The organism is Hafnia psychrotolerans (assembly GCF_014639435.1).
Taxonomy (GTDB): domain Bacteria; phylum Pseudomonadota; class Gammaproteobacteria; order Enterobacterales; family Enterobacteriaceae; genus Ewingella; species Ewingella psychrotolerans.
In genome coordinates, this window is sequence record NZ_BMFZ01000005.1 from 35,387 (window position 1) to 60,336 (window position 24,950).

The 24,950-nt window shown below is 52.1% G+C and carries 24 protein-coding genes; 3 read left to right on the forward strand and 21 right to left on the reverse strand.

Annotated features, from left to right (window positions below):
• Positions 1 to 67: 67 nt before the first annotated feature.
• The 11 genes from IEV89_RS10625 to cysG all read right to left on the reverse strand — a co-directional run bounded on the left by IEV89_RS10625 (position 68) and on the right by cysG (position 9,000).
• Entirely contained in the window at positions 68 to 694 is a 627-nt protein-coding gene (locus IEV89_RS10625) for a protein-L-isoaspartate(D-aspartate) O-methyltransferase (protein ID WP_188473362.1), read from the reverse strand.
• Positions 684 to 1,448, reverse strand: a complete 765-nt coding sequence (surE, locus tag IEV89_RS10630; RefSeq protein WP_188473364.1) for a 5'/3'-nucleotidase SurE — start codon at positions 1,446 to 1,448, stop codon at positions 684 to 686. Before surE ends, IEV89_RS10625 begins: the two co-directional genes overlap by 11 nt.
• Positions 1,429 to 2,475, reverse strand: coding sequence for a tRNA pseudouridine(13) synthase TruD (gene truD, locus IEV89_RS10635; protein ID WP_188473716.1), 1,047 nt, complete (start codon positions 2,473 to 2,475; stop codon positions 1,429 to 1,431). Before truD ends, surE begins: the two co-directional genes overlap by 20 nt.
• Positions 2,476 to 2,494: 19 nt before the next feature.
• Complete coding sequence (gene ispF, locus IEV89_RS10640; protein WP_188473366.1) at positions 2,495 to 2,968, reverse strand: 2-C-methyl-D-erythritol 2,4-cyclodiphosphate synthase; 474 nt, start codon at positions 2,966 to 2,968, stop codon at positions 2,495 to 2,497.
• On the reverse strand, positions 2,968 to 3,687 hold the full coding sequence (gene ispD, locus IEV89_RS10645; protein ID WP_188473369.1) for a 2-C-methyl-D-erythritol 4-phosphate cytidylyltransferase: 720 nt from the start codon (positions 3,685 to 3,687) through the stop codon (positions 2,968 to 2,970). The genes ispF and ispD overlap by 1 nt, the downstream gene beginning before the upstream one ends.
• Positions 3,688 to 3,689: 2 nt before the next feature.
• Positions 3,690 to 4,013 (reverse strand): cell division protein FtsB, encoded by a 324-nt coding sequence (ftsB, locus tag IEV89_RS10650; RefSeq protein ID WP_188473371.1) that lies wholly within the window; start codon positions 4,011 to 4,013, stop codon positions 3,690 to 3,692.
• A gap of 164 nt (positions 4,014 to 4,177) precedes the next feature.
• Entirely contained in the window at positions 4,178 to 4,534 is a 357-nt protein-coding gene (locus IEV89_RS10655; protein ID WP_188473373.1) for a DUF3561 family protein, read from the reverse strand.
• Between the two features lie 61 nt (positions 4,535 to 4,595).
• Positions 4,596 to 5,216 carry an adenylyl-sulfate kinase gene (cysC, locus tag IEV89_RS10660; RefSeq protein WP_188473375.1) on the reverse strand — a complete coding sequence of 207 codons (621 nt, stop codon included), beginning with the start codon at positions 5,214 to 5,216 and terminating at the stop codon, positions 4,596 to 4,598.
• Between the two features lies 1 nt (position 5,217).
• Positions 5,218 to 6,645, reverse strand: coding sequence for a sulfate adenylyltransferase subunit CysN (gene cysN, locus IEV89_RS10665; RefSeq protein WP_188473377.1), 1,428 nt, complete (start codon positions 6,643 to 6,645; stop codon positions 5,218 to 5,220).
• A gap of 12 nt (positions 6,646 to 6,657) precedes the next feature.
• Positions 6,658 to 7,566 (reverse strand): sulfate adenylyltransferase subunit CysD, encoded by a 909-nt coding sequence (gene cysD, locus IEV89_RS10670; RefSeq protein ID WP_188473379.1) that lies wholly within the window; start codon positions 7,564 to 7,566, stop codon positions 6,658 to 6,660.
• Positions 7,567 to 7,575: 9 nt separating this feature from the next.
• Positions 7,576 to 9,000, reverse strand: a complete 1,425-nt coding sequence (cysG, locus tag IEV89_RS10675; protein ID WP_188473381.1) for a siroheme synthase CysG — start codon at positions 8,998 to 9,000, stop codon at positions 7,576 to 7,578.
• A 300-nt stretch (positions 9,001 to 9,300) separates the two neighbouring features.
• Here cysG and IEV89_RS10680 point away from each other — a divergent pair, with 300 nt between their 5' ends.
• Positions 9,301 to 10,329: an aminopeptidase gene (locus tag IEV89_RS10680; RefSeq protein WP_188473383.1), complete on the forward strand. Its 1,029-nt coding sequence runs from the start codon at positions 9,301 to 9,303 to the stop codon at positions 10,327 to 10,329.
• 140 nt (positions 10,330 to 10,469) lie between these two features.
• Here IEV89_RS10680 and IEV89_RS10685 read toward each other — a convergent pair whose 3' ends face one another.
• The 4 genes from IEV89_RS10685 to IEV89_RS10700 all read right to left on the reverse strand — a co-directional run bounded on the left by IEV89_RS10685 (position 10,470) and on the right by IEV89_RS10700 (position 16,025).
• The gene (locus tag IEV89_RS10685) at positions 10,470 to 11,201 is read right to left on the reverse strand and encodes a phosphoadenylyl-sulfate reductase (protein WP_188473386.1); all 732 of its coding nucleotides are present in this window, start codon (positions 11,199 to 11,201) and stop codon (positions 10,470 to 10,472) included.
• A gap of 32 nt (positions 11,202 to 11,233) precedes the next feature.
• Positions 11,234 to 12,970: an assimilatory sulfite reductase (NADPH) hemoprotein subunit gene (gene cysI / locus IEV89_RS10690; protein ID WP_188473391.1), complete on the reverse strand. Its 1,737-nt coding sequence runs from the start codon at positions 12,968 to 12,970 to the stop codon at positions 11,234 to 11,236.
• 27 nt (positions 12,971 to 12,997) lie between these two features.
• A complete protein-coding gene (gene cysJ / locus IEV89_RS10695; protein ID WP_188473717.1) occupies positions 12,998 to 14,800 on the reverse strand; it encodes an NADPH-dependent assimilatory sulfite reductase flavoprotein subunit in 1,803 nt (600 codons plus the stop codon).
• Between the two features lie 217 nt (positions 14,801 to 15,017).
• Positions 15,018 to 16,025, reverse strand: coding sequence for a hypothetical protein (locus tag IEV89_RS10700; protein ID WP_188473392.1), 1,008 nt, complete (start codon positions 16,023 to 16,025; stop codon positions 15,018 to 15,020).
• A 223-nt stretch (positions 16,026 to 16,248) separates the two neighbouring features.
• Here IEV89_RS10700 and queD point away from each other — a divergent pair, with 223 nt between their 5' ends.
• Complete coding sequence (queD, locus tag IEV89_RS10705) at positions 16,249 to 16,608, forward strand: 6-carboxytetrahydropterin synthase QueD (RefSeq protein ID WP_188473393.1); 360 nt, start codon at positions 16,249 to 16,251, stop codon at positions 16,606 to 16,608.
• Positions 16,609 to 16,620: 12 nt separating this feature from the next.
• On the opposite strand, the gene queE is transcribed toward queD, so the two are convergent.
• The 3 genes from queE to IEV89_RS10720 form a co-directional block, all read right to left on the reverse strand.
• Positions 16,621 to 17,292 (reverse strand): 7-carboxy-7-deazaguanine synthase QueE, encoded by a 672-nt coding sequence (queE, locus tag IEV89_RS10710; protein WP_188473394.1) that lies wholly within the window; start codon positions 17,290 to 17,292, stop codon positions 16,621 to 16,623.
• A gap of 100 nt (positions 17,293 to 17,392) precedes the next feature.
• Positions 17,393 to 18,091, reverse strand: a complete 699-nt coding sequence (locus IEV89_RS10715; RefSeq protein ID WP_188473395.1) for an N-acetylmannosamine-6-phosphate 2-epimerase — start codon at positions 18,089 to 18,091, stop codon at positions 17,393 to 17,395.
• The gene (locus IEV89_RS10720) at positions 18,088 to 19,641 is read right to left on the reverse strand and encodes a maltose/glucose-specific PTS transporter subunit IIC (RefSeq protein WP_188473396.1); all 1,554 of its coding nucleotides are present in this window, start codon (positions 19,639 to 19,641) and stop codon (positions 18,088 to 18,090) included. Before IEV89_RS10720 ends, IEV89_RS10715 begins: the two co-directional genes overlap by 4 nt.
• Positions 19,642 to 19,845: 204 nt before the next feature.
• Between IEV89_RS10720 and IEV89_RS10725 the strand changes: the two genes are divergently transcribed.
• The gene (locus IEV89_RS10725) at positions 19,846 to 20,646 is read left to right on the forward strand and encodes a MurR/RpiR family transcriptional regulator (RefSeq protein WP_188473718.1); all 801 of its coding nucleotides are present in this window, start codon (positions 19,846 to 19,848) and stop codon (positions 20,644 to 20,646) included.
• 89 nt (positions 20,647 to 20,735) lie between these two features.
• On the opposite strand, the gene eno is transcribed toward IEV89_RS10725, so the two are convergent.
• From eno to mazG, 3 genes are all read right to left on the reverse strand, one after another.
• On the reverse strand, positions 20,736 to 22,040 hold the full coding sequence (gene eno / locus IEV89_RS10730; RefSeq protein ID WP_188473397.1) for a phosphopyruvate hydratase: 1,305 nt from the start codon (positions 22,038 to 22,040) through the stop codon (positions 20,736 to 20,738).
• An 80-nt stretch (positions 22,041 to 22,120) separates the two neighbouring features.
• On the reverse strand, positions 22,121 to 23,758 hold the full coding sequence (gene pyrG, locus IEV89_RS10735; protein WP_188473398.1) for a glutamine hydrolyzing CTP synthase: 1,638 nt from the start codon (positions 23,756 to 23,758) through the stop codon (positions 22,121 to 22,123).
• Between the two features lie 349 nt (positions 23,759 to 24,107).
• Entirely contained in the window at positions 24,108 to 24,917 is an 810-nt protein-coding gene (gene mazG / locus IEV89_RS10740) for a nucleoside triphosphate pyrophosphohydrolase (RefSeq protein WP_188473399.1), read from the reverse strand.
• Between the last annotated feature and the right edge of the window lie 33 nt (positions 24,918 to 24,950).

The window sequence follows — 24,950 nt, forward strand, 5'->3', positions numbered from 1 at the left end:
CACCATACAACATTTGTATTTAAATTTTAAGGGTTTAGTCCTGACAGACACAGATTACAGGTCGAATTCAGGCCAACTCGCCTTTTACCAGAGGAACAAATCGTACCGCTTCGATATTCTCAATAACAAACTCGCTCCCCCGTCGCGTGATGCGCTTGAGTATCTGATTTTGCTCCCCCACAGGTAAAATCATTACCCCACCTTCGTCCAGTTGCTGAAGCAAACCTTGAGGAATTTCCGGCGGCGCGGCAGTGACGATAATCGCATCAAATGGCCCCCGTGACGGCCACCCTTCCCAGCCGTCACCATGACGGGTCGAAACATTGTGCAAATCCAGCTGCTTCAGGCGGCGCTTCGCCTGCCATTGCAGACCTTTAATACGTTCAACGGAACAAACATGTTCGACCAAATGCGCCAGAATCGCGGTTTGGTAACCCGAACCGGTGCCGATTTCCAGCACGCGCGAGGCAGGAGTCAGATGCAACAGTTCAGTCATCCTGGCCACGGTATAAGGTTGCGAAATTGTCTGGCCAGAACCGATCGGCAAAGCAGTGTTCTCATAAGCCTTGTGCTGAAAGGCTTCATCAACAAAACGCTCACGGGGAACAGTTTCAATGGCGTGCAGTAGATTTTCGTCCTGAATCCCCTGCTGCCGCAGTTGCTCCAGTAAGTTATACATCGCTTTACTCACCATGCCTGTTGACCCCAGATTTAACTAACCACGCATTCACCACGTCCTGAGCTGCATAAGCAGTTAAATCGACCTGAAGTGGCGTGACGGAAACAAACCCTTGCGCGACAGCGGCAAAATCCGTGTCAGGCGCGATATCGAACTTATCACCTGGCGGGCCGATCCAGTACAAGCTTTGACCTTTTGGATCTTGCTGGCTAAATACCTGTTCCGCAGGATAACGACTGCCACAGCGGGTAACGCGAATACCTTTAATTTCAGAGAGAGGCAGATCCGGGACATTGACATTGAGGATCTTACCGGTGCGCATCGGCTCGATGGCCAGCGCACGTAAAATCCGGCAAGTGATGGCGGCAGCGGTATCATAGTGCTGATACCCATCAAGGGAGACCGCCAGCGCGGGATACCCAAGATGACGGCCTTCCATTGCTGCGGCTACCGTGCCGGAATAAATCACGTCATCACCAAGGTTCGGGCCGGCATTGATACCCGACACGACGATATCCGGGCGCGGTCGCATCAGCGAGTTAACACCAAGATAAACGCAGTCGGTAGGCGTCCCGTTAATCACCGCAGTGTCGCCATTAGGGTAAGACTGAATACGTAAAGGAGCATCCAGTGTCAGAGCGTTGGAGGCACCACTGCGATTGCGGTCCGGTGCCACCAGCTTCACATCAGCAAACTCACGTAATGCAGCAGCCAGCGTTTGTATCCCCGGCGCCAGCACACCGTCGTCGTTACTCAGTAATATCCGCATCACTATTTTCCTGGCGCATCAGTTCCCGTACCACACTGGTCGCAAAACTGCCGGCAGGAAGCCAGAACTTCAGCTCCAGTGTGGCCTCGTCCCAGCTTTTCCAGCTCATGTGCAAAGGCTGAAGCATGATTGCACGTCTGGCCGGTTCAACCCGCTCACGTTTAATCAGCGACAACAGCTCGTTGCAATCTGTCAGACAACCCTGCTCGAAAACCTCGGCCACCTCACGGGTACCCAGCGGGCCATCTCCCGGTAAAGGCGCAGTGATCAATAATTCATTACTATCGACACGCGGCTGAAGGCTGTCAAATTCCTCCTCTGTCGCCACGAACCAGCTTCCCCGTCCGCTAAGTTGCAATGCATCACCCAGCATTACCTGACGATGTGTATTATCGGCAAGCCGACGGCTGGCAATAATATTAAACATCGCACTGCGACTCGCAGAGAGGTAAAAACTGCGTTTTGGCCGCTCTTTAACACGGATCTCGTTATTGGCCCACTTTCGAGCTTGCACCAGATTATTGCCACCGCGACCAAAACGCTGTTCACCAAAATAATTCGGCACACCTTGCAAAAGGATATTTTGCAAGCGTGTTTCGATATCACCGAGATGACTCAATTGACGTAACACCAGAGTGAAAGCATTACCTTTCAAGGTGCCAATACGCATTTTCTTGCGATGACGTGCAGCGCGCACCACCTCACACCCTTCCAGGGCAAACTGGCTGAGATCCGGATCCTCTTTGCCAGGCAGATGCAGACAGAACCACTGTTCGGTTACCGCATGGCGATCTTTTAATCCAGCATAGCTGACCAAACGTGGGTGAATACCCGCAAAACGCGCCAGCTGTTCGGCCACAAACTGTGTGTTGCAGCCATTTTTACGAATACGCACCAACAGATGTTCACCTTCACCGTCAGGTTCAAAGCCGAGATCTTCCTCGACGATGAAATCTTCTGGGTTGGCTTTCAGTTTGCCGGTTGAAAGCGGCTCACCATACAACCAGGTCAGGCGAGACATATCCATTGGATTCATTTCCACCGGTTCAGTCCTGAATCAACAAGACAACGGCTTCGCAAGCAATACCTTCGCCGCGACCGGTAAAGCCCAACTGTTCAGTTGTCGTGGCTTTGACGTTCACCTCGTCCATATGACATTGCAAGTCTTCAGCAATAAATACCCGCATCTGTGGGATATGTGGGGCCATTTTCGGCGCCTGAGCAATAATGGTGATATCGATATTGCCCAATGTATAACCTTTGGCACGGATCCGGCGGTAAGCTTCTCGCAGCAGTTCGCGGCTGTCTGCGCCTTTAAAAGCAGGATCGGTATCTGGGAACAGCTTACCGATATCCCCCATTGCAGCAGCACCCAGTAGAGCATCAGTCGCCGCATGCAGGGCAACATCACCGTCAGAATGGGCCAGCAAACCCTGCGGGTAAGGAATACGCACGCCGCCGATCACCAATGGGCCTTCGCCGCCGAATTTATGCACGTCAAAACCGTGACCGATACGCATTATACGTTCTCCTTTAGATATAGCTGGGTTAAATAGAATTCTGCCAGAGCCAGGTCTTCCGGCCTGGTAATTTTAATATTGTCTGAACGTCCAGCTATCAGCATGGGATGAAACCCGCAATATTCCATCGCGGAGGCTTCATCTGTCACCGTCGCCCCTTCATCCAGCGAACGACGCAGACACGTTTTGAGTAATTCGAGAGGGAAAAACTGTGGTGTCAGCGCATGCCATAACTCTTCACGATCGACCGTATGGGCAATATCCCTCTTGCCCGGTTCACCGCGCTTCATGGTATCGCGCACCGGTGTAGCAAGAATGCCGCCGACGTCGCTGAATGTAGAAATTGCCAGCAGACGATTGAGATCGTCAATGTGCAGACAGGGGCGAGCAGCGTCATGCACCAACACCCAGCCATGAGAGCCAGCCTGTTCGAGACCAGCCATCACCGAGTCCGCACGCTGGCGACCCCCGATCACTATTTGAATACGGGGATCTGAAGCAATGGATAACTGTGCAAATTGCACATCATGTGGACTCAGCGACACCACAACTTTTGAAATCTGCGGACTCTGAAGAAGCGCACGAATCGAATGTTCGATCAGTGTCATACCGCCAATAGAGAGATATTGCTTAGGACATTCTGCCTGCATACGACTGCCGATACCGGCAGCGGGCACAACAGCAATAACCTCTGGAAGGGAACCTGCGAAGTGACTCATAGCTATTGTTTTAGGTTGTTTTGTGAAGCACCGATACCTGCATTACGCTTTGACTGGTCAGGCACCAGGCGATAAAAAGTCTCACCGGGCTTAATCATGCCCAGTTCATTGCGCGCGCGTTCTTCGATAGCTTCCTGACCGCCGGTTAAGTCATCGATTTCAGCAAAGAGTTGATCATTCCGTGACTTGAGTTTGCCGTTGTTGGCCTGCTGTACCTCAACGTCGTCATTCACACGAACATAATCGTGGATACCATTCTTACCCAGCCACAGTGAATACTGTAACCAGCCAAGCAAAACCAATAACAGCAGCGTTAATTTGCCCATCCCCGCCCCCTAAAAAAGCCGCTCAATCATCCCACAACTTTCAACCGGACTCCACACTGACAGGGATATTGGCGGTGAGATTCAGAGTTAAGGGAGTAATTAGCGGTGAGAATGACACAATGGTTTACATAGCGATAAGAAATTGCCGACAAATTGTTCAGAAGTTACCAGCCAGATAGGAAAGAAAACAGAGCCCAGAACATCCCAATGACCACAACACCGGTGGTGAGTAGCGTTTGCCACCATTTACCACTGAACAGCATGCTGAAGGCGATACCGATTAACACGGCTATCGGCATCAAAGCGAGGAAGAAAGGCCATGTATATAGAAGGAAAAACAGAGTGTTAGAGCCATAGATTAGGAATGGAATAGTAAATGCCAGCCAATAAAAAACAAAGCCGACACTTCCACCAAAAAATGAGTACGAGGGATCGTCGGCGTCAGTGGTCGGATCGTAAGACAACGCCACGGGGCTGTCTATCCGGATCCGACTGACTATTTTGTGAAGTAATGCCTGCATAGAGCGATCCCCGTTGTAACAGTGTAAACCGGCACGTTCTGGGACGTTTGGCCGGTAACATTCAGGGATTGATAATAGCGTGATGACGCAGTACATCTAACAATTGCGGCACCAAATGTGTTACCAATTGTTCGCCATCAAGATGAACATCCGGAGCTTGCGGCGGCTGGTATTCAGAATCGATCCCGGTGAAATTTTTCAGCTCACCGGCGCGTGCTTTTTTATACAGACCTTTGGGATCGCGCAATTCGCAGATAGCGAGCGGAGTATCAACAAAGACTTCAATAAACTGCCCATCATCCAGTAGATCACGCACCATTTCACGTTCGGCACGATGCGGTGAGATAAACGCCGTCAACACCACCAGTCCGGCATCCACCATCAGTTTAGCGACTTCCCCGACACGGCGGATATTCTCGCGCCGGTCGTCATCGCTAAAGCCCAAATCCCGACACAAACCGTGGCGGACATTATCGCCATCAAGAAGGTATGTGGTGACGCCGAGCGCATGAAGCGCCTGCTCAAGCGCCCCGGCAACGGTAGACTTCCCTGAACCTGACAGCCCGGTAAACCACAGCACGGTTCCTTTATGGCCATGCTGCTGCTCGCGATCCTCACGGGTTACCGCATGCGGATGCCAGACGATATTCTCGTTGTCTGCGTTCGCTTCCTGTAAAGCCATCCTATTTTCCACCTAACAGGTCGCGGGCACCCCAATGCGGGAAGTGACGGCGAATAAGATTATTCAGTTCCAGTTCAAAAGCACTGAATTTGTGGGACTCCTGAGATTCCTGTTCGAGCACTTCACACACCAGCCCGGCACCAACCGTGACATTGGTCATCTGATCGATAAAGATCATTCCGCCGGTTACGGCATTGTTTTGGTAATTATCTAATACCAGAGGCTCATCGAAGGTCAGTTCAACTAAACCGATGCCATTAAGCGGTAAATGCTCAACCGTTCGCTGGGTCAGCGAGTTAATTTCCACCTGATATTCTATATTTTCTACGCGAGCACGGGCCTTTTTGCCACCAATTTTAATACCATAACTTTGCCCGACACTCAGCGGTTTTTCGGCCATCCACACGATGTCCACTTTAGCATTCTGCACAGCTTTCACGGTTTCATCTGCGTCAACCAACAAATCACCACGACTTATATCGCGCTCATCCGCCAACACCAGCGTAATCGCTTCACCTGCCCAGGCTTGCTGAAGGTCACCATCGAACGTCACAATGCGCGCAATGGTCGATTCAACGCCAGAAGGCAGTACTTTGATTTTCTGCCCGACGCGAATAGAACCAGATGCCAGTGTACCGGCATAACCACGGAAATCGAGGTTCGGACGGTTAACATACTGCACAGGGAACCGCATCGGCTGTTGTTCACGGATATTGATGACATTTACTGTTTCCAGAACATCAAGCAGCGTAGGCCCAGTATACCAGTCCATTTTATCGCTTGGGCTTGCCACGTTGTCACCTTCGAGGGCGGACAGCGGAACAAATTTGATATCCAGATCGGTCGGAAGTTGCTGGGCAAAATCGAGATAATCTGCCTTGAGCTGTTCGAAAACCGTTTCGCTGTAGTCAACCAGATCCATTTTATTGACGGCCACCACCAGATGGCGGATCCCTAACAGCGTGGCAATAAAGCTATGGCGACGCGTTTGATCCAGCACACCTTTACGTGCATCAATCAGCAAAATCGCCAGATCGCACGTTGAGGCTCCGGTGGCCATATTCCGTGTGTACTGCTCATGTCCCGGCGTATCAGCAATAATGAATTTACGCTTCTCGGTGGAGAAATAACGGTACGCCACGTCAATAGTGATGCCCTGTTCCCGCTCAGCTTGTAAACCATCGACCAGCAGTGCCAGATCAAGCTTTTCGCCCTGAGTACCATGACGCTTGCTGTCATTATGTAAGGATGAGAGCTGGTCTTCGTAAATCTGACGAGTGTCATGTAGCAAGCGGCCAATCAGAGTACTTTTTCCGTCATCGACGCTGCCGCAGGTCAGGAAGCGCAGCAAGCTTTTATGTTGTTGGGAGAGCAGGTAGGCTTCTACACCACCTTGTTCTTCAATTTGTTGTGCAATAGCATTGTTCATTTTGGTCGCTCCTCAGAAATAGCCCTGGCGTTTTTTCAGTTCCATCGAACCCGCCTGGTCACGGTCGATTGCCCGCCCTTGCCGCTCACTGGTGGTAGATACCAGCATCTCTTCGATAATCTCAGGAAGCGTTTGCGCTTCAGACTCAACGGCGCCGGTTAATGGCCAGCAACCAAGAGTACGGAAACGCACCATTTTTTGTTCCACCCTTTCGCCCGCTTGCAAGTCAATGCGGTCGTCATCCACCATCAGCAACATACCGTCACGCTCCAGTACTGGACGCGGTGCAGCCAGATAGAGTGGAACAATCTCGATATTTTCCAGATAGATGTACTGCCAGATATCCAGCTCAGTCCAGTTGGATAGCGGGAAGACGCGGATACTTTCGCCTTTGTTAATCTGGCCGTTGTAGTTATGCCACAGCTCCGGGCGCTGATTTTTCGGATCCCAGCGATGAAAGCGGTCACGAAACGAGTAAATACGCTCTTTCGCGCGTGACTTCTCTTCATCGCGTCGCGCACCACCAAAGGCGGCATCGAAACCGTATTTATTCAGCGCCTGCTTTAGGCCTTCCGTTTTCATGATGTCAGTATGTTTGGCGCTGCCATGAACAAACGGATTGATGCCCATTGCGACACCTTCCGGATTCTTATGCACCAGCAGTTCAAAACCGTAGTTCTTGGCCGTGCGATCTCGAAACGCGTACATTTCACGGAATTTCCAGCCGGTGTCCACATGCAGCAAAGGGAAAGGCAGCTTACCGGGGAAAAAGGCTTTACGCGCGAGGTGTAACATTACCGACGAGTCTTTTCCAATAGAGTACATCATCACCGGATTGGCGAATTCAGCTGCGACTTCACGGATGATATGGATACTCTCCGCCTCCAGTTGCCGCAAATGTGTGAGTCGTTTTTCGTCCATAATAGATCCTTAAGCCAAATTCACGACTGTCGGGCGCTGAACGCCGTCAGCCTGCAGATGATGCCCAAACCAGGCAAGTTGAGAGTGAAGTGCTACCACCTCACCGATGACCAGTAGAGCCGGTGTCGGCGCCTGTTGAGCTAAGTGTTCAAGATTATCCAGAGTTCCCGTAAGCACCTGTTGGTCTGTGCGGGTTCCTCGTCCGATGACCGCGACCGGTGTGGAAGCCGCACGACCATGAGCAATCAGTTGCTGGCTGATTTCCGCAGCCTTCAGCGTGCCCATGTAAATAGCCAATGTCTGTTTGCCCTTCGCGAGCGTTTCCCACTGAACGCCATTGTCTTCAGGACGACAGTGGCCGGTCACGAAGACTACGCTCTGCGCGTAATCACGGTGGGTCAGTGGAATACCCGCGTAAGCCGTAGCTCCCGCGGCTGCGGTGACGCCTGGAACAACCTGGAAAGGAATGCCCGCAGCTTTTACCGCCTGTAATTCCTCGCCCCCACGCCCAAAAATAAACGGGTCACCGCCTTTGAGACGCACCACCTTTTTGCCCTGCAGCGCCAGCTTAACCAGCAGACGATTAATATCGTCCTGTGCCACTGAATGGCTGCTTGCCCGTTTGCCGACACAAATTTTGTCTGCATCACGGCGCACCAGATCTAAAACTTCTTCGCTGACCAGATAGTCATACAGCACCACATCTGCCTGCTGCATAACCTGCAAACCGCGTAAGGTGAGTAATCCTGCATCACCCGGCCCTGCGCCGACCAACGTCACTTCTCCGTTTTGCGCGATGGCTTCCGGATTATCTAACTGGTACTGCAACGCCTGCTCCGCCTGTGGAATCTTTCCCGCAGCCATCAGCGAGGCGAAGCTGCCGTCGAAAGCTTGTTCCCAAAAACGACGTCGGGCTCTCATCGAGCTAAAACGCTGTTTGACCCTTTCACGCCAGCCTCCGGCAATTTCAGCCATTTTCCCAAGACTGGCGGGCAGTAAAGTTTCCAATTTTTCACGTAACAGGCGTGCCAGCACCGGTGCGGTACCGCTGGAGGAGATCGCCACCACAATCGGTGAACGATCGACAATCGACGGGAAAATAAACGAACACTTGGGTTGATCGTCCACCACGTTAGCCAGTCGTTGACGCTGGTTGGCCTGCTCGAAGACTTCTGCATTAAGCCGTGCATCATCCGTTGCGGCAATCACCAGGAAAACATCATCAAGCTGTTGTGGCACAAAACGTTCCGCCAACCAGCTCACCTGTGATGCCTGACGGCGATGTTCGAGTTCCGGAGAAAGTGATTGCGCGACAATACGCACTGCTGCGCCTGCACGCAGGAGGAGATCAATTTTGCGTGCTGCAACTTCACCGCCTCCTACGACCAGCACCGGGCGCTGTCTGAGGTCGGCAAAAATGGGTAGATAGTCCACAACGGCCTTATTTAATAGCGAATAGAATTCACATGACTATACGTGGTGGTAATAATTGATCTGAAATGACGAAATGGAATGAATAGTTCCAGAATGGTATATAGACCGCAAAATGCTTCAGAAGATTATGTATTTCAGCAGCAAAAAGAGCCCTTTGAGATGAAGGGAAATTGTCTATCCGGCTGCACAGTCGCATACTATTATGCAATAAAGACCTCACAACGCAGACTGCTGCATATTTAAAGGATGGCAGATGACGTCATCCAGTCTCCCAGATCTTCTGATAAGGATTTTTCGGCTATGTTTTCCACTTTACGCATGAAGCTCGCGCTGCTGGCTATCAGTATCAGCTGTGTGGGTTTTGCTCATGCGGTTAAGCCTTCGATTGAGCCAGCGCCTGGCGTTATTGCTGCGGCGCAAATACGCCATATTGCGACCTATTTCCCAGGGCGAATGGCCGGCAGCCCGGGCGAACTTCTCGCCGCAGATTATCTACATCAATACTTTGCCAAGCTGGGTTACCAGAGTGATTTACGCGGTTTCGACACCCGCTATATCTATAGCAGCAAAGACGGCAAACAGAGCTGGCATAACGTGCACGCCACGTCAGTCATTGCCGCCCGACCAGGTGAAGTGTCGCAGCAAATTCTCGTCATGGCACACTTCGACACCTATCTGCCAAAAAGCGACGCAGATTCCGACCACAATCTCGGTGGCCTAACCTTACAGGGCGTAGACGATAATGCTTCAGGTGTGGGTGTCATGCTGGAGCTGGCTGAACAGCTCAGCAAAGTGAAGACACACTATAGTTTGCGCTTTGTGGCGCTGAGTGCGCAGGAAACCGGTGCACAAGGCGCTGAGAATTATGTTCAGCGCATGTCGCCAGAAGAGAGAAAAAATACCCTGCTGGCTGTGGATCTCGATTCACTGATTGTCGGCGATAAGCTCTATTTCAAAAGTGGTAAAAACACCTCAGCGGCCGTGACCAAACTGACTCGCGACCGGGCCGTTAAACTGGCACACCGTTATGGCATTGCCGCAGAGAGTTACGCTGGCAAAGATTGCTGTAGTGGTATGCAGGCGCTGGATGATGCACATATTCCCTTGCTAATAGTCAACGCAACCGACTATGCATTAGGCCAGAAAGACGGCGCACAGCAACGAGCCATCAGCCCGCATTTCCCGGCCGGCACATCCCGTCATCAGGGACAACGGGATAACCTGCAATACCTGGATCGTGTACTGCCTGGCCGCATCGATAAACGCGCCAAAGAGAGCGTTAAGATTTTATTGCCCTTACTGAAAGAACTGGCTAAACCTGCGCAATAAAAGCATTTATTCACCTGGCAAATAGCCGTTATCGTTGCAGACAGTTTGGATACGGACAGCGCGGAGAACCCGGAGCGTACAGGTAGCCCATGAGGAGTTCGAGCACTGCCCGGGTTCAAACTGTCAAATAAGATAGGCTATTATTCGTGTAAGCCGCACTCGCGCTTAAGCCCGAAAAATCTCGTCTCCTCTTCGCTCATCCCTTCTTCCCACTTTTTAGTGGTGTGAGTATCGCCCACGGATAAATAGCCCTGATCCCATAGCGGGTGATAACTCAGGTCGTTCTCTTTCAGATATTGGAAGATTTGGCGGTTATCCCAGTCAATGATCGGCAGGATTTTAAACACCCCACGCTGCACTGCCAATACCGGTAAGTGGGCTCGACTCCCTGACTGTTCACGGCGTAGTCCCGCGAACCAGGTTTTCGCGCCAAGTGTTTCCAGTGCGCGGTTCATCGGTTCAACTTTATTGATGTCGTTGTAGCGCTCGATCCCTTCTACGCCCTGCTCCCACAGTTTGCCGTAACGCGCTTCCTGCCAGGCCGGAGAGTGCTCCGCGCGGAACACCTGCAAGTTCAGATTCAGCTGTTCCGTTAACGCATCAATAAACTGGTAGGTTTCCGGGAACAGATAACCGGTATCCGTCAGGATCACCGGAATATCAGGTTTCTGCTGAGTGACCAGATGCAGGCACACCGCCGCCTGAATACCGAAACTGGAGGACAATGCGAATTCGCCGGGCATATTCTCCAGCGCCCATTGCACACGCTCCTGTGCAGACAGCTTTTCCAACTGACCATTGGTTTCGGCCAGCGCAAGCGCCTGTCCAGACTTGGGTAACTCATTCAATGCAGCAAGAGTAAGCAAACTCATACACTCTCCGTCTTTCAGATTCAGCCGTACAGTTAATCGTAAAAATCCCGGGCCGGATCGAGTACCGGACGAATGATCCCTGCACGGATAACGTAATCACCGAAACCTTCGTCTGCTTCACGTTCTTCGGCCCAGCGCCCCACCAGTTCATCGATGATGGTCAAGATTTCAGTATCGGAAATGTTCTCGCGATACATGCGAGGGATCCGCGTACCCGCACGGTTACCGCCCAGATGCAGGTTGTAACGGTTCATCGCTTTACCCACCAGGCCAATTTCAGCCAGCAGCGCACGACCACAACCGTTAGGGCAGCCGGTAACGCGTAGAACAATGTGCTCTTTTCCGACGCCATGGTTATGCATAATGCCTTCAACCTTGGTAACAAACTCCGGCAGGAACCGCTCTGCTTCGGCCATCGCCAATGGACAGGTTGGATAGGAGACGCAGGCCATCGAGTTTTTGCGCTGATCGCTGACGCTATCGTCGATCAGCCCATGGTTACGGGCTAACGTTTCAATCGCGTCTTTATCCTGTTCGGCAACACCAGCGACGATCAGGTTCTGATTAGCAGTAAGCCTGAAATCACCTTTATGGATCTTGGCGATTTCTGCCAAACCGGTTTTAAGCGGTTTGCCTGGATAATCCAGAATACGACCATTTTCGATAAACAACGTCAGGTGCCACTGGTTGTCGATGCCTTTAACCCAGCCGATGCGGTCGCCGCGGCTGGTGAATTCGTAAGGACGAACTTCCGCAAACTGAATGCCCGCGCGCTTTTCGACTTCGGCTTTGAAGACCGGCACACCAACGCGTTCCAGTGTGTATTTGGTTTTAGCATTTTTACGGTTGGTACGGTTGCCCCAGTCGCGCTGCGTGGTGACCACGGCTTCAGCGACAGCCAGCGTATTTTCCAGCGGAATAAACCCCAGCTCACTGGCGGTACGGGCATACGTCGCTTTGTCACCGTGAGCGATAGATAATCCGCCACCGACAAGCACGTTGAAGCCGATCAGTTTGCCGTTATCGGCGATCGCCACAAAGTTAAGATCGTTGGCGTGAAGATCCACGTCGTTTTGCGGTGGGATGACCACGGTCGTTTTGAATTTACGTGGCAGGTAAGTGGACCCCAGAATCGGCTCTTCATCGGTGGTTTCGACTTTTTCCTGATCCAGCCACACTTCGGCGTACGCACGGGTGCGCGGTAACAGATGCTCAGAGAGTTTTTTCGCCCACTCGTAAGCTTCGCGATGCAGCTCAGACTCTACCGGGTTCGATGTACACAAGACGTTACGGTTCACGTCGTTGGCGGTCGCCAGCGCGTCCAGACCCAGTTTGTTCAGCAACTGATGCACCGGTTTAACGTTAGGCTTCAGGATGCCGTGGAACTGGAACGTCTGACGGTTAGTAATACGGATGCTGCCGTAGAGCGTGCTGTCATCGGCAAATTTGTCGATGCCCAGCCACTGCGCAGGCGTCATCACCCCGCCCGGCAAACGACAACGTAGCATCATGGCGTGACGAGGTTCGAGCTTTTGCTCGGCGCGTTCGGCGCGGATATCACGGTCATCCTGCTGATACATGCCGTGGAAACGGATCAACAGGAAGTTGTCACCGTTGAAACCGCCGGTCAGGCCGTCTTTTAAATCTTCGGTAATGGTCCCGCGCAGGAAATGACTTTCCTTTTTCAGGCGCTCAGCATCGGCCAGCGGGGCATCGACGATCAAAGGGCCGGGGCCGGGATTCTGTTCGCTCCACAATTTATTGCTCATAAGGTTTTCGCTCATTGCTCAAATTCGTTAATAAACGTCACGCTGATAGCGGCGATCCAGACGCAATTCACTTAAATATTCGTCGGCCGTTTCCAGATCCATCACGCCGTTTTCGGCAATGATTTCAAGTAAAGCCTGCTCTACGTCTTTCGCCATACGGTTGGCATCGCCGCAAACATACACGTGCGCACCTTCCTGCAACCATTGCCAGACTTCCGTGCCTTTCTCACGCAGTTTGTCCTGCACGTAGACTTTTTCAGCCTGATCGCGTGACCACGCCAGATCGATATTCGTCAACAAGCCATCTTTAACGTAGCGCTGCCATTCGACCTGGTAGAGGAAATCATCGGTAAAGTGCGGATTACCGAAGAACAGCCAGTTTTTGCCCGGCGCTGAATCGTTTTCACGTTGTTGCATAAAGGCGCGGAATGGCGCGATACCGGTGCCGGGACCAATCATAATGACCGGCGTTTCCGGGTTGGCCGGGAGGCGGAAGTTATCGTTGTGCTCAATGAAGACTTTCACTTCGCCGTCTTCTTCCAGGCGGTCTGCCAGATAGCCGGATGCTCCGCCAGAGCGCGGGCGGCCGTCGATGTCGTAACGCACCACGCCAACGGTGATGTGAACTTCAGATTCGGTCTCGGCCTGCGAAGAGGCGATGGAGTACAGGCGCGGCGTCAGCGGACGCAGCAAATCCACCAGTTGTTGCGCGTCCAGTTCGGTCGGCGCGCGGCGCACCATGTCCACGAATGGCACAGTTTGCGCGAACTGCTGTAACATATGCTTATCTGCCAGCATCGCCGTGAGCTTTTCATCGCGGCATAAGGTGGCATATTTCTCGACGATCGGCGTAGTATTCTGGGTCAGTTCAATATGATGCTGCAAAGCTTCGCGAAGAGCATATTGGGTGCCATTCACGTCAACCGGCTCATCACCTTCCAGCCACAGTAATTCCACTAATTCTTGTACGAGCGCTGGATCGTTTTCAAACCAGATACCCAACGCATCGCCCGGCTGATAACGCAGGCCGGAGTCCCCGAGATCAATTTCGATATGGCGCACATCTTTGTCTGAGTTACGGCCAGTTATTTTTTGGTTTACTGACAGCAGTGCGGTCAGTGGTTGCTCTTTAGTATAGGGGCTGCTGTCGATTTGGTTGACAGCACCGGCAAGCGTTGCGACAGGCTGCCCAGGGGTATCAGCAGGCACACGCTGTTTGAGCACCGCCACAATACGTTTACGCCACTCTTCTGCCACTTCTTTATATTCGACATCGGCATCGACACGGTCTAACAGACGTTCTGCGCCCAGCTCGCCCAGACGGGTATCAAAGTCTTTACCCGCCTGACAGAAGAATTCGTAGGACGTATCGCCCAGTGCAAACACCGCAAAAGCCGTGTCTTTCATGTTCGGAGCTTTTTTGGATTGCAGGAACTTATGCAACGCGACCGCTTCTTCCGCCTGTTCGCCTTCGCCCTGCGTAGAGGCCACGATCAGCAGCAGCTTTTCCTGACCAATTTGTTTGAATTTATAGTCACCGGCATTCACCAGGTTGACGTTAATTTTTGCAGCCGTCAGATCATCGCGTAACTGTTCGGCGACACGACGGGCGTTACCGGTTTGCGACGCAGAAATCAGGGTGACCGACGCGGAAGCCTGCACCGGTGCCGGAGCGGCCACTGCGCCCGGTTGCTGATTGACCATTCCCCAGAAATAACCAGAGAGCCAGGCCAGTTGGGTGGGTGAGTATTCACCAATCGCCGATTGAAGGCGGGCCAGTTGCTCCGGCGATAGCGGGAGCAAAGAAGTTGGAGGAGCCTGAGTCGTCATTACGGTACGAATTCCCTTATGCATAAGCCATTCCGGCCAACATAAAGGCCTGGAGAGTGGGTAGATTAACCAGCCAGATGGTAACAATTAAAGAAGTGATGGAAATAAATAATAACCAAAATGACTAAGTGGTTTTTACGATAGGAATAACCGCTAAAAGTGGTAGAAAGAAAACCCCGCAAGAACGAGGTTTACATTCGTTTTTCACAGACACGGTTTACAGATGGAATCCGCCATGCTGTTCGAACCAGGCAAATTGCCCGGCAGCAAAGACTGACATTTTAATGCCGCTGTGTCCGGTGTCGGATAAGTCGATAAAATGCCAGTTAAATGGCGTATTATTTTGCTCGGCTCGTTGCTGGGACGTGGTGAAGTAACTTTCAGCCCGTTCGAGGCGGTTACTGCCCTGCGCCATCGCCTGTTTTGAACGGCGCAATAAATGGTTTTCGGGATCGTCATCTTCGCTGCCGACGGCAATCAGCATCGGTTTGGCAAAGTAACTGTCTAACTGTTGCTGGCTAACGGCGACCGGCGACTGCCGTAACCCATAAGGCCAGTGCTGATCGGTGTCTGGCAGCGTCCACCAGCCAGCGGCAGCACAGACGGCAGCTTTTACCTGAGGCTGAGGCAGCAACGTCAACATGCGGTGGACGAACTGGCATCCAGCACTGTTACCGAACAAATAATATTGTGGCTGACTGGTGATGCCCTCTTTCTGTAACTGGCTGAATAGAGTATCAACAATAGTGAACGCCCACTGGGAAGGCGGAAGTTTATGATGCGTTTTGCCATCCACCAGATTACCCAGATTATAACCGGCAGCGCCAGGAAACTCTTGTTCGCTAAAACGCGGCACGACCACCCGTAAATGGTATTGATCCGCTACGGTCACCCAGTCATTACGGTAAGTGACCGCATTACGGTCAACACCGGTCATCACCATCACAATCGGCGTGGTCGCATCGGCGCCTGCGGGCTGATAGGTGAAAACTTCCAGTGACTTTTTGCCCTGCCCAAGCGGGATGCGCATGCTACCAGACCCCGACGGAAAGGTCAGCGCAGCAGCCTTCGTAGTCGGTGTCGCCACCGCCACCGCAGCTTTAACCGCCGATTTAGCGGCAACCGCTTCGGGTAAGGCGGTCGCAACAGGCGGTAGAGAGGTTTCCGCCCTGACACCTGCCGAGAACAGCAGCGATAATAGAGCGCAACGCAGCACAGTAATCATTCAAACCCTCAACAGACTAATCCATTGGCTTCACTTTAAGCCAGTGAAACGGGGTGAGTAAAGCAACGGTTGGTAACGCCTTGTACAGCCACAGGCTTCTTGATATGCCTAAAATCCTTCGTGTTGCAGCCAACCTCTGCAACCACGAAGGATGAGGGTATTCGTGGCGTGAAAGGCTGATTTCGGGTACTATGCCGCGTTTTTTGAGCAATGAGACCATGCCATGACCACCACATTATTTAAAGATTTTCAGTTCGAAGCCGCACATCATTTACCGCACGTCCCGGCTGGCCATAAATGCGGCCGTCTTCACGGGCACTCTTTCACTGTGCGTATAGAAATTACCGGTGAAGTGGATCCGTATACCGGATGGGTGATGGATTTCGCCGAACTGAAAGCTGCGTTCAACCCAACCCTCGAGCGCCTGGATCACTACAATCTGAATGACATTGCGGGATTAGAAAACCCGACCAGCGAAGTCTTGGCCGAATGGATCTGGAATGAGATGAAGCCGAAGTTACCTTTGCTTTCCGCCGTGCGCGTGAAAGAAACCTGCACAGCGGGTTGCGTTTACCGCGGATAAAAACATCGCGATTTATGCGATGTTAAGATACTTGTGGGTTTGCATTGATAACCGCCAGTTCCTTGCTATGCAGGTCGCAATGCAAAGTTTGGTGGCTTCTTCTTTTTGACTGATCGGCTGCAGGGCGATAATGCGCGCTTTACTGTCGGTCAGCGTTTCCAGCAATTCATCCAATGCGTCGATATCACGCTGGCGCGCCACCGGATGTTTCACTTCATCAGCACGCTTCAGCGCCTGCGGCAGAATATCGTAGCCACCGCGCATATTCACTTTTGGCGAAACCGTCACCCAGGTATTCACCGAGCAGCGCACTTCATGTGTTCCGCTGGTCTCAATCTGGCAACTGAAACCGTTCTTTTCCAGCAGCAGGGTCAGCGGCATCAGATCGTAAATACAGGGCTCACCGCCAGTGATCACGATATGACGCGCGGTATAACCCTGCTGCACGATGACGTCGAGCAGTTGCTCTGAGGTCGCGTTGCCCCAGGCATCGCTTTCTTCGGTTTTGACCAGAATGCGCTGCATATCGACTTCCCGATCGGCAATTTTATCCCAGGTGTGTTTGGTGTCGCACCAGTTGCAACCCACCGGACAGCCTTGCAGGCGCACAAAGATCGCCGGCACGCCGGTAAAATAACCTTCCCCTTGCAGGGTTTCGAACATCTCATTTATCGGGTACTGCATCGTTTTCTCAGTCATCTCTAAAAAGTCAGCGCGCATTATCGCAGATCACAGGCGCTGCGCCAAACACGGGGCGCAGCGGAAATGTCTGCAAAAATATCTGTCAGCCCGCAGAGTGAATGGCATCGGTAAAACTTTGCGTGATCTGCTGCGGGCGAGTGATTGCACCACCGACCACAACAGAGTGCGCCCCAAGCGTTAAGCATCGCACCGCCATTTCAGGTGTATCCACGTTTCCCTCGGCAATGACCGGCGTATCGCAATGCGCCAGCACCTGTCGCAGGAAGGCGAAGTCGTCATGCCAGAGTTTGCTGCCCTGCGTTTCCTGAGTATAGCCGTGCAACGTCGTGCCGATACAATCAAACCCTAACGTCTGCGCGTTCTGCGCTTCCTCTACAGTCGCGACGTCTGCCATCAATAATACAGCGGGAAACTCTTCACGAATGCGTTGTACCAGCCCGGCGAGTTGTAATTCGCCGGGGCGCTGATGAGCAGTGGCATCAAGCGCAATCATATCCGGTGCCACGGCCATCAGTTCACGCACTTCCTTCAGGGTTGCTGTGATGTACACGTCGCTGGCGGGATAATCACGCTTGATGATCCCGATAACCGGTAAGGGTACGGTGGCGCGAATAGCTTTGACATCCGCGACGCTGTTGGCGCGGATGCCCGCAGCCCCGCCCTGCATCGCGGCCAGCGCCATGCGGCTCATAATAAAATCGCTGTGCAGCGGTTCGTCGTCCAGCGCCTGACAGGACACCACCAGTTTTCCCCTGATGGTTGTTAACATTGACTGATTCATACTCCCAACATCTCCTCAATTTCATTTTTAATGATCGTGACATGCGGCCCGTAAATGACCTGAATTCCGTTCCCGCGGATCAGCACGGCCCTTGCTCCGCTGGACTTCAGCTTACTTTCATTCACGTCGGCAGCCTGGCGGACGCTGATACGTAAACGGGTTGCGCAGCAATCCAGCTCCGCAATATTGGTCGCGCCGCCGAGTGCTTCGATAATCAGTCCGGCGCGATCAGTCACGACGTTATCCTGCTGAATTTCAACCTCATCGCGTCCCGGCGTTTTCAGGTTGAAGCGCCTGATCAGGTAACGGAAAGAGAAGTAATAAAGCGCGAACCACGGCACGCCGACCAGCGGGACGTACATCCAATGCGTTTTGCTTTCGCCCTGTAAAACGCCAAACAGAATGAAATCGATAAAGCCGCCGGAGAAAGTCTGCCCGATAGTGATCTGCAAAATGTGGGCAATCATGAATGCCAGCCCGTCGAACACCGCGTGCAGGACATAAAGCATCGGTGCGACAAACAGGAACGAGAACTCAATCGGTTCGGTGATCCCGGTCAGAAAGGAGGTCAGTGCGGCCGAGAGCAGCAACCCTGCGACGCGCTTTTTGTTCTCAGGCCGCGCCGTGTGGTACATCGCCAGACACGCCCCCACCAGACCAAACATCATGGTAATGAAGCGCCCGGACATAAACCGTGAGGTGCCGATATAAAACTGCTGCGTATTTGGATCCGCCAACTGGGCGAAGAAGATCCGCTGCGTCCCTTCTACCAGATGCCCATTCACCACCTCGCTGCCGCCGAGTGCGGTAGTCCAGAACGGCAGATAGAAAATATGATGCAGGCCGAACGGACCGAGCATGCGCAGCACAAAGCCATAAATGAAGGTGCCGAGGTAACCGGTGGCATCCACCAGCCCGCCCATACTAAAAATCACTTTCTGGAAATGTGGCCAGATGAAGAACATCACCGCACCCACGACGATGGCCGCAAGGGAAGAGATGATCGGTATAAAGCGCGAACCGCCAAAAAACCCGAGAAACTGCGGTAACTCGATTTTGTTATAACGGTTGTGCAGCCACCACGTTACAAGACCAATTACCACACCGCCAAAGACACCGGTTTCCAGCGTCTGGATGCCGAGCGCCATGCCCTGCCCTGCGGCGCTGAGACTGGTCGTGGCGAGCTGGCCTTTGAGGATCAGGATGGCGTTAATGGTTGCGTTCATCACCAGATACCCCAGCAGCGCCGATAATCCCGCCGTTCCCTTGTCACTGCGCGCCAGTCCGACCGCGACCCCGACGGCAAACAGCACCGCCAGATTGGCGAAGACGATAGAACCGGCACTGGCCATGACGATGAAAATCGCCTGTAACGCCGGGATATCCAGAAACGGATATGCAGATAACGTATTGGGATTAGAGAGCGCCCCGCCGATCCCCAACAGCAATCCGGCTGCGGGCAAAATCGCGATAGGCAACATGAAAGACTTGCCAAACTTTTGGGCTCTTTCGAACCACGCCCCGCCCCCTGAACCATTGAATATTGACATGAGATGACTCCGCGTTGTGTTGTTGTGGTAATTATTTTCACCACACTATATAAATAAAATAATAATTACCATCAAATGCACAACGTTATCCATACGGAATTCTTCTGGCGTTAACTGCGTCACATCAGCCAAACTAGGGAGGTCAATTATTCTGAGGAGAGCCGAGTGAGTCAGACCAAGGAAACAGGCACGCTATTACTGCGAATGCGTCAGGGGCTGGAGAATTACAGTCCGACGTTGCATAAGCTGGGTAGTTTTGTGCTGGAACAGCCGCAGCGCGTGCTTTACCTGACCATCACTGAACTGGCGCGTGAAAGTGACACCAGCGAGGCCAGCGTCACCCGGCTTTGTCGCCAACTGGGGTGCAAGGGGTTTACCGAGTTCAAGATGGGGCTCGCGCTGGAGACACGTCAGAACCCGGCGCAGCAGGCCCCTGAAGGGGGTGACGACGTCCAGACGCTGATCGAAGACAGCATCGCCGCCCTGCGCGATACCGGTAAACTGCTCGATCGTCAGGTATTGGCAGATGCGGCATTGCACATCCATAATGCGCGTTCCGTGCAGGTGTATGGCGTCGCCGCCAGCGCCATTGTGGCGGACTATCTGGGTTACAAGTTGCTGCGTCTGGGCAAAACGTCACAATGTTTTGCCGATATGCATCGTGCAGCGATGAACGCAGTGAGTCTGGACAAACGGGATATTGTGGTGGTGATTTCAAGCTCAGGATCCACCAAAGATGTGCTGCACGCGGCAGAACTGGCGAAGCGTCAGGGTACCACTATCATCGGCATCAGCAATACGCTGCGCAGCCCGCTTTCCTCACTGGCGGATATTTTACTGGTCGCCGCCAAGCCGGAAGGCCCGCTGACGGCGGGATTACTAACATCAAAAGTTGGCGGGATGTTGCTGGTAGAATTACTGATCAATCAGCTGTTAACGCTCTCCCCTGCTTATCTGCAGGCCAGCGAACATAGTGCCAGTGCCACGCTTTCTTTGTTGCTGTAACCCACACCTTTCCCGCATCGTTTCCTGAATTTCAGGCATAAAAAAACCCGCCGGAGCGGGTTTTTCAGGAAAGCGTTACGGGGCAATAATTACTGACCTTTAACTTCTTTCAGACCGTTGAACGGTGCAGGTGTACCTTGTGCAGCCAGCGCTTCTTCGATACGAATCAGCTGGTTGTATTTAGCAACACGGTCAGAACGGCTCATAGAACCGGTTTTGATTTGGCCCGCTGCAGTACCTACTGCCAGGTCGGCAATAGTTGCATCTTCGGTTTCGCCTGAACGGTGAGAGATAACGGCAGTGTAGCCAGCATCTTTCGCCATTTTGATCGCAGCCAGAGTTTCGGTCAGTGAACCGATCTGGTTGAATTTGATCAAGATGGAGTTAACGATACCTTTGTCGATACCTTCTTTCAGGATCTTGGTGTTGGTTACGAACAGATCGTCACCAACCAGCTGGATTTTGTCGCCCAGAACTTTAGTCTGGTAAGCAAAACCATCCCAGTCGGATTCGTCCAAGCCATCTTCGATAGAAACGATTGGGTATTGTTTGGTCAGGTCTTCCAGGAAGTGAGTGAACTCTTCAGAAGTGAAAGCTTTGTTGCCTTCGCCAGCCAGAACGTATTTACCGTCTTTGTAGAATTCTGATGCCGCACAGTCCATTGCCAGAGTAATGTCTTTACCCAGCTCATAGCCTGCAGCTTTTACCGCTTCAGCGATAACAGCCAGAGCTTCTGCGTTAGAACCCAGGTTTGGCGCGTAGCCGCCTTCGTCACCAACAGCAGTTCCCATGCCTTTAGACTTCAGAACTTTAGCCAAGGTGTGGAACACTTCAGAACCCATGCGAACAGCTTCTTTCAGCGTTTTTGCGCCAACAGGTTGAATCATGAACTCTTGGATATCAACGTTGTTATCAGCATGTTCGCCGCCGTTGATGATGTTCATCATAGGCAGTGGCATAGAGTATTTGCCTGGGGTGCCGTTCAGTTCTGCGATGTGAGCGTAAAGTGGCAGACCTTTAGAAGCAGCAGCCGCTTTAGCAGCAGCCAGGGAAACAGCCAGAATCGCGTTTGCACCGAACTGAGATTTGTTCTCGGTACCATCAAGATCGATCATGATCTTGTCGATGTTAGCCTGGTCTTTCGCATCTTTACCCATTACAGCCTGAGCAATCGGGCCATTTACTGCAGCAACGGCTTTCATTACGCCTTTGCCGAGGAAACGAGATTTGTCACCGTCACGCAGTTCCAGTGCTTCACGGGAACCAGTAGATGCGCCTGATGGTGCAGCTGCCAGACCAACAAAACCGCCTTCCAGATGAACTTCAGCTTCTACGGTTGGGTTACCACGGGAGTCGATGATTTCACGACCAATGACTTTAATGATTTTGGACATTATGATTTCCTCAGTACAAGTTAACTAAAGCTTCAGGCAAGTGATTTGGGCATATTGCTCCGTATCACTTGTCTGGTATTTTATTTTACCTGACGCTTCTGATACTCACCGGCAGCCTTCACAAAGCCTGCAAACAACGGATGACCATCACGCGGCGTTGACGTAAATTCAGGGTGGAACTGGCAAGCCACAAACCATGGATGGTTCGGTAACTCGATAATTTCCACCAGTTGCTTATCGCCAGAGCGCCCTGCAACGCGTAAACCTGCGGCTTCGATTTGTTTGAGCAGCATATTGTTTACTTCGTAACGGTGACGATGACGTTCAACTATTGTCGGCTCGCCATACATTTTGCGAACCAAGCTACCATCGGTCAGGTGACATTGCTGTCCACCCACACGCATAGTGCCACCTAAATCACTCTCTTCTGAACGGACTTCTACGTTCCCTTCCTCATCGCGCCATTCTGTGATCAACGCCACAACAGGGAATTTGCAGTCTGGCATAAATTCGGTTGAGTTGGCATTTTCCATGCCCACCACGTTGCGGGCAAACTCCATCAATGCCACCTGCATACCCAGACAAATGCCGAGATAAGGGATGTTGTTTTCACGTGCGTAACGGGCGGTGGTCACTTTACCTTCCACACCACGGTAGCCGAACCCCCCTGGGATAAGGATCGCGTCCAGCCCTTTCAATACTTCTACACCACGCGTTTCGACATCCTGAGAGTCGATAAGTTTAATGTTCACCGTCAGCCGATTTTTCAGCCCACCGTGTTTGAGCGCTTCAATCACAGACTTGTAAGCGTCTGGCAGCTCAATATATTTACCCACCATCCCGATAGTGACTTCGCCACCAGGATTCGCTTCCTCATAGACAACTTGTTCCCATTCGCTGAGGTTAGCTTCCGGTGGGGTCAGGTTGAAGCGCTTACAAATATAGTCGTCCAGGCCCTGAGATTTCAATAGAGCCGGGATTTTATAAATGGAATCAACATCTTTAAGCGAGATAACAGCTTTTTCAGGCACATTACAGAACAGGGCAATTTTAGCGCGTTCGTTGGCTGGCACCGCACGGTCTGAGCGGCAAATCAGCACGTCGGGTTGAATACCAATCGACAGCAATTCTTTAACAGAGTGCTGGGTTGGTTTCGTTTTCACTTCACCGGCAGCCGCCATGTACGGCACCAGCGTCAGGTGCATGTACAGTGTGTGCTCACGACCCACGTCCACGGCCATCTGACGAATGGCTTCCAGGAACGGCAGGGATTCGATATCACCAACAGTACCGCCAATTTCCACAAGAACAACATCGTGGCCTTCGCCACCTTCAATGATGCGTTCTTTGATGTTATTGGTGATGTGCGGGATAACCTGAATGGTCGCGCCGAGATAGTCGCCGCGGCGTTCTTTGCGCAGCACGTCGGAGTAAATACGGCCAGTAGTGAAGTTGTTACGACGGGTCATTTTGGTGCGAATAAAACGCTCGTAGTGACCGAGGTCCAGATCCGTTTCAGCGCCATCTTCAGTAACAAAGACTTCACCGTGTTGGGTCGGGCTCATGGTGCCTGGATCCACGTTGATGTACGGGTCCAATTTCATCATGGTCACATTGAGGCCACGGGCTTCGAGAATAGCCGCCAGAGAGGCTGCGGCAATGCCTTTACCCAGAGAGGATACGACCCCGCCGGTCACAAAAATATAATTAGTTGTCATGCTGAACCTGAGAGGTTAGGTTTAAAGATGATGGAGTAACCAAGACGGGAAAACAGTATACCGGAACCTTGTGTGCGCCACAAATAAACGTTTTGCTGCCCATCATCGTTTTCCTCAGCGTCAGTTCAGAAAGGTTAACCTTTCACGTCTTCATTTTTCATTCTTTAAAAAACAAACAGTTAGCGAATAAAAATAGCTCAACCGTTGGCATGACTCACTAAAACACCTTAGATATCAATTTCTTGGACTTTAACACTCTCAAATCGGGTTTTTAGCCGCTCATTGACTCTGAGCTTAACCGTTTCAGCAAACGCAGATATTGTCTGTGATCAAAGTCAGGGCACCCGTTTTACGGCTTCTCACTCTTCTTTACCTGCTGCCACGCCGCTTCCATTTGATCTAAGTTCGCTTCTTCCATGCTCATTCCCTGCTCACGGATGATACTTTCCACATGACGGAAACGACGCTCGAACTTGCGGTTCGCGGCTTGCAGCGCATCTTCAGCTTTGTGACCCAGATGGCGGGAAAGATTAACCGTCGCGAACAGCAGATCGCCAATTTCCTCGCCGAGCTTTTCTTCGTCGATCACCGCCTGACGCGCTTCAAACATCACTTCATCGATTTCTTCGTAGACTTTATCCAGCACCGGCCCGAGCGTCGTCCAGTCGAAACCGACGTTTGAACAGCGCTTCTGAATTTTGTGCGCTTTCATCAGCGCAGGCAGTGCGGAGGGAATATCGTCGAGCGCCGAGTGCAGCGATTTTTCCGCCCGCTCCAGCGCCTTGCGTGCTTCCCATTTCACCAGCACGTCTTTACTGCTGGCCTCTTTCGACCAAGCGGCTTCGTCGCCAAAAATCTGCGGATGACGGCGTTCAAGCTTATCGGAGATAGCATGGCAAATCTCGTCAAATGTAAACAGCCCTTGCTCACTGCCCATCTGGGCGTAAAACACCACTTGAAACAGCAAGTCGCCCAGCTCATCGCGCACGTCGTCATAGTCTTTACGGGCAATGGCATCCAGCACTTCGTAAGTCTCCTCCAGCGTGTAGGGTGCAATAGTGGCGAAGGTTTGTTCCTTGTCCCACGGACAACCTGCGGCCGGATCGCGCAAGGTTTTCATAATGGTAAGCAAGCGTTGAAGTGCTGAAGTTGAGGTCATAACCCATACCCGTTAAAAAATTCATACAAACAG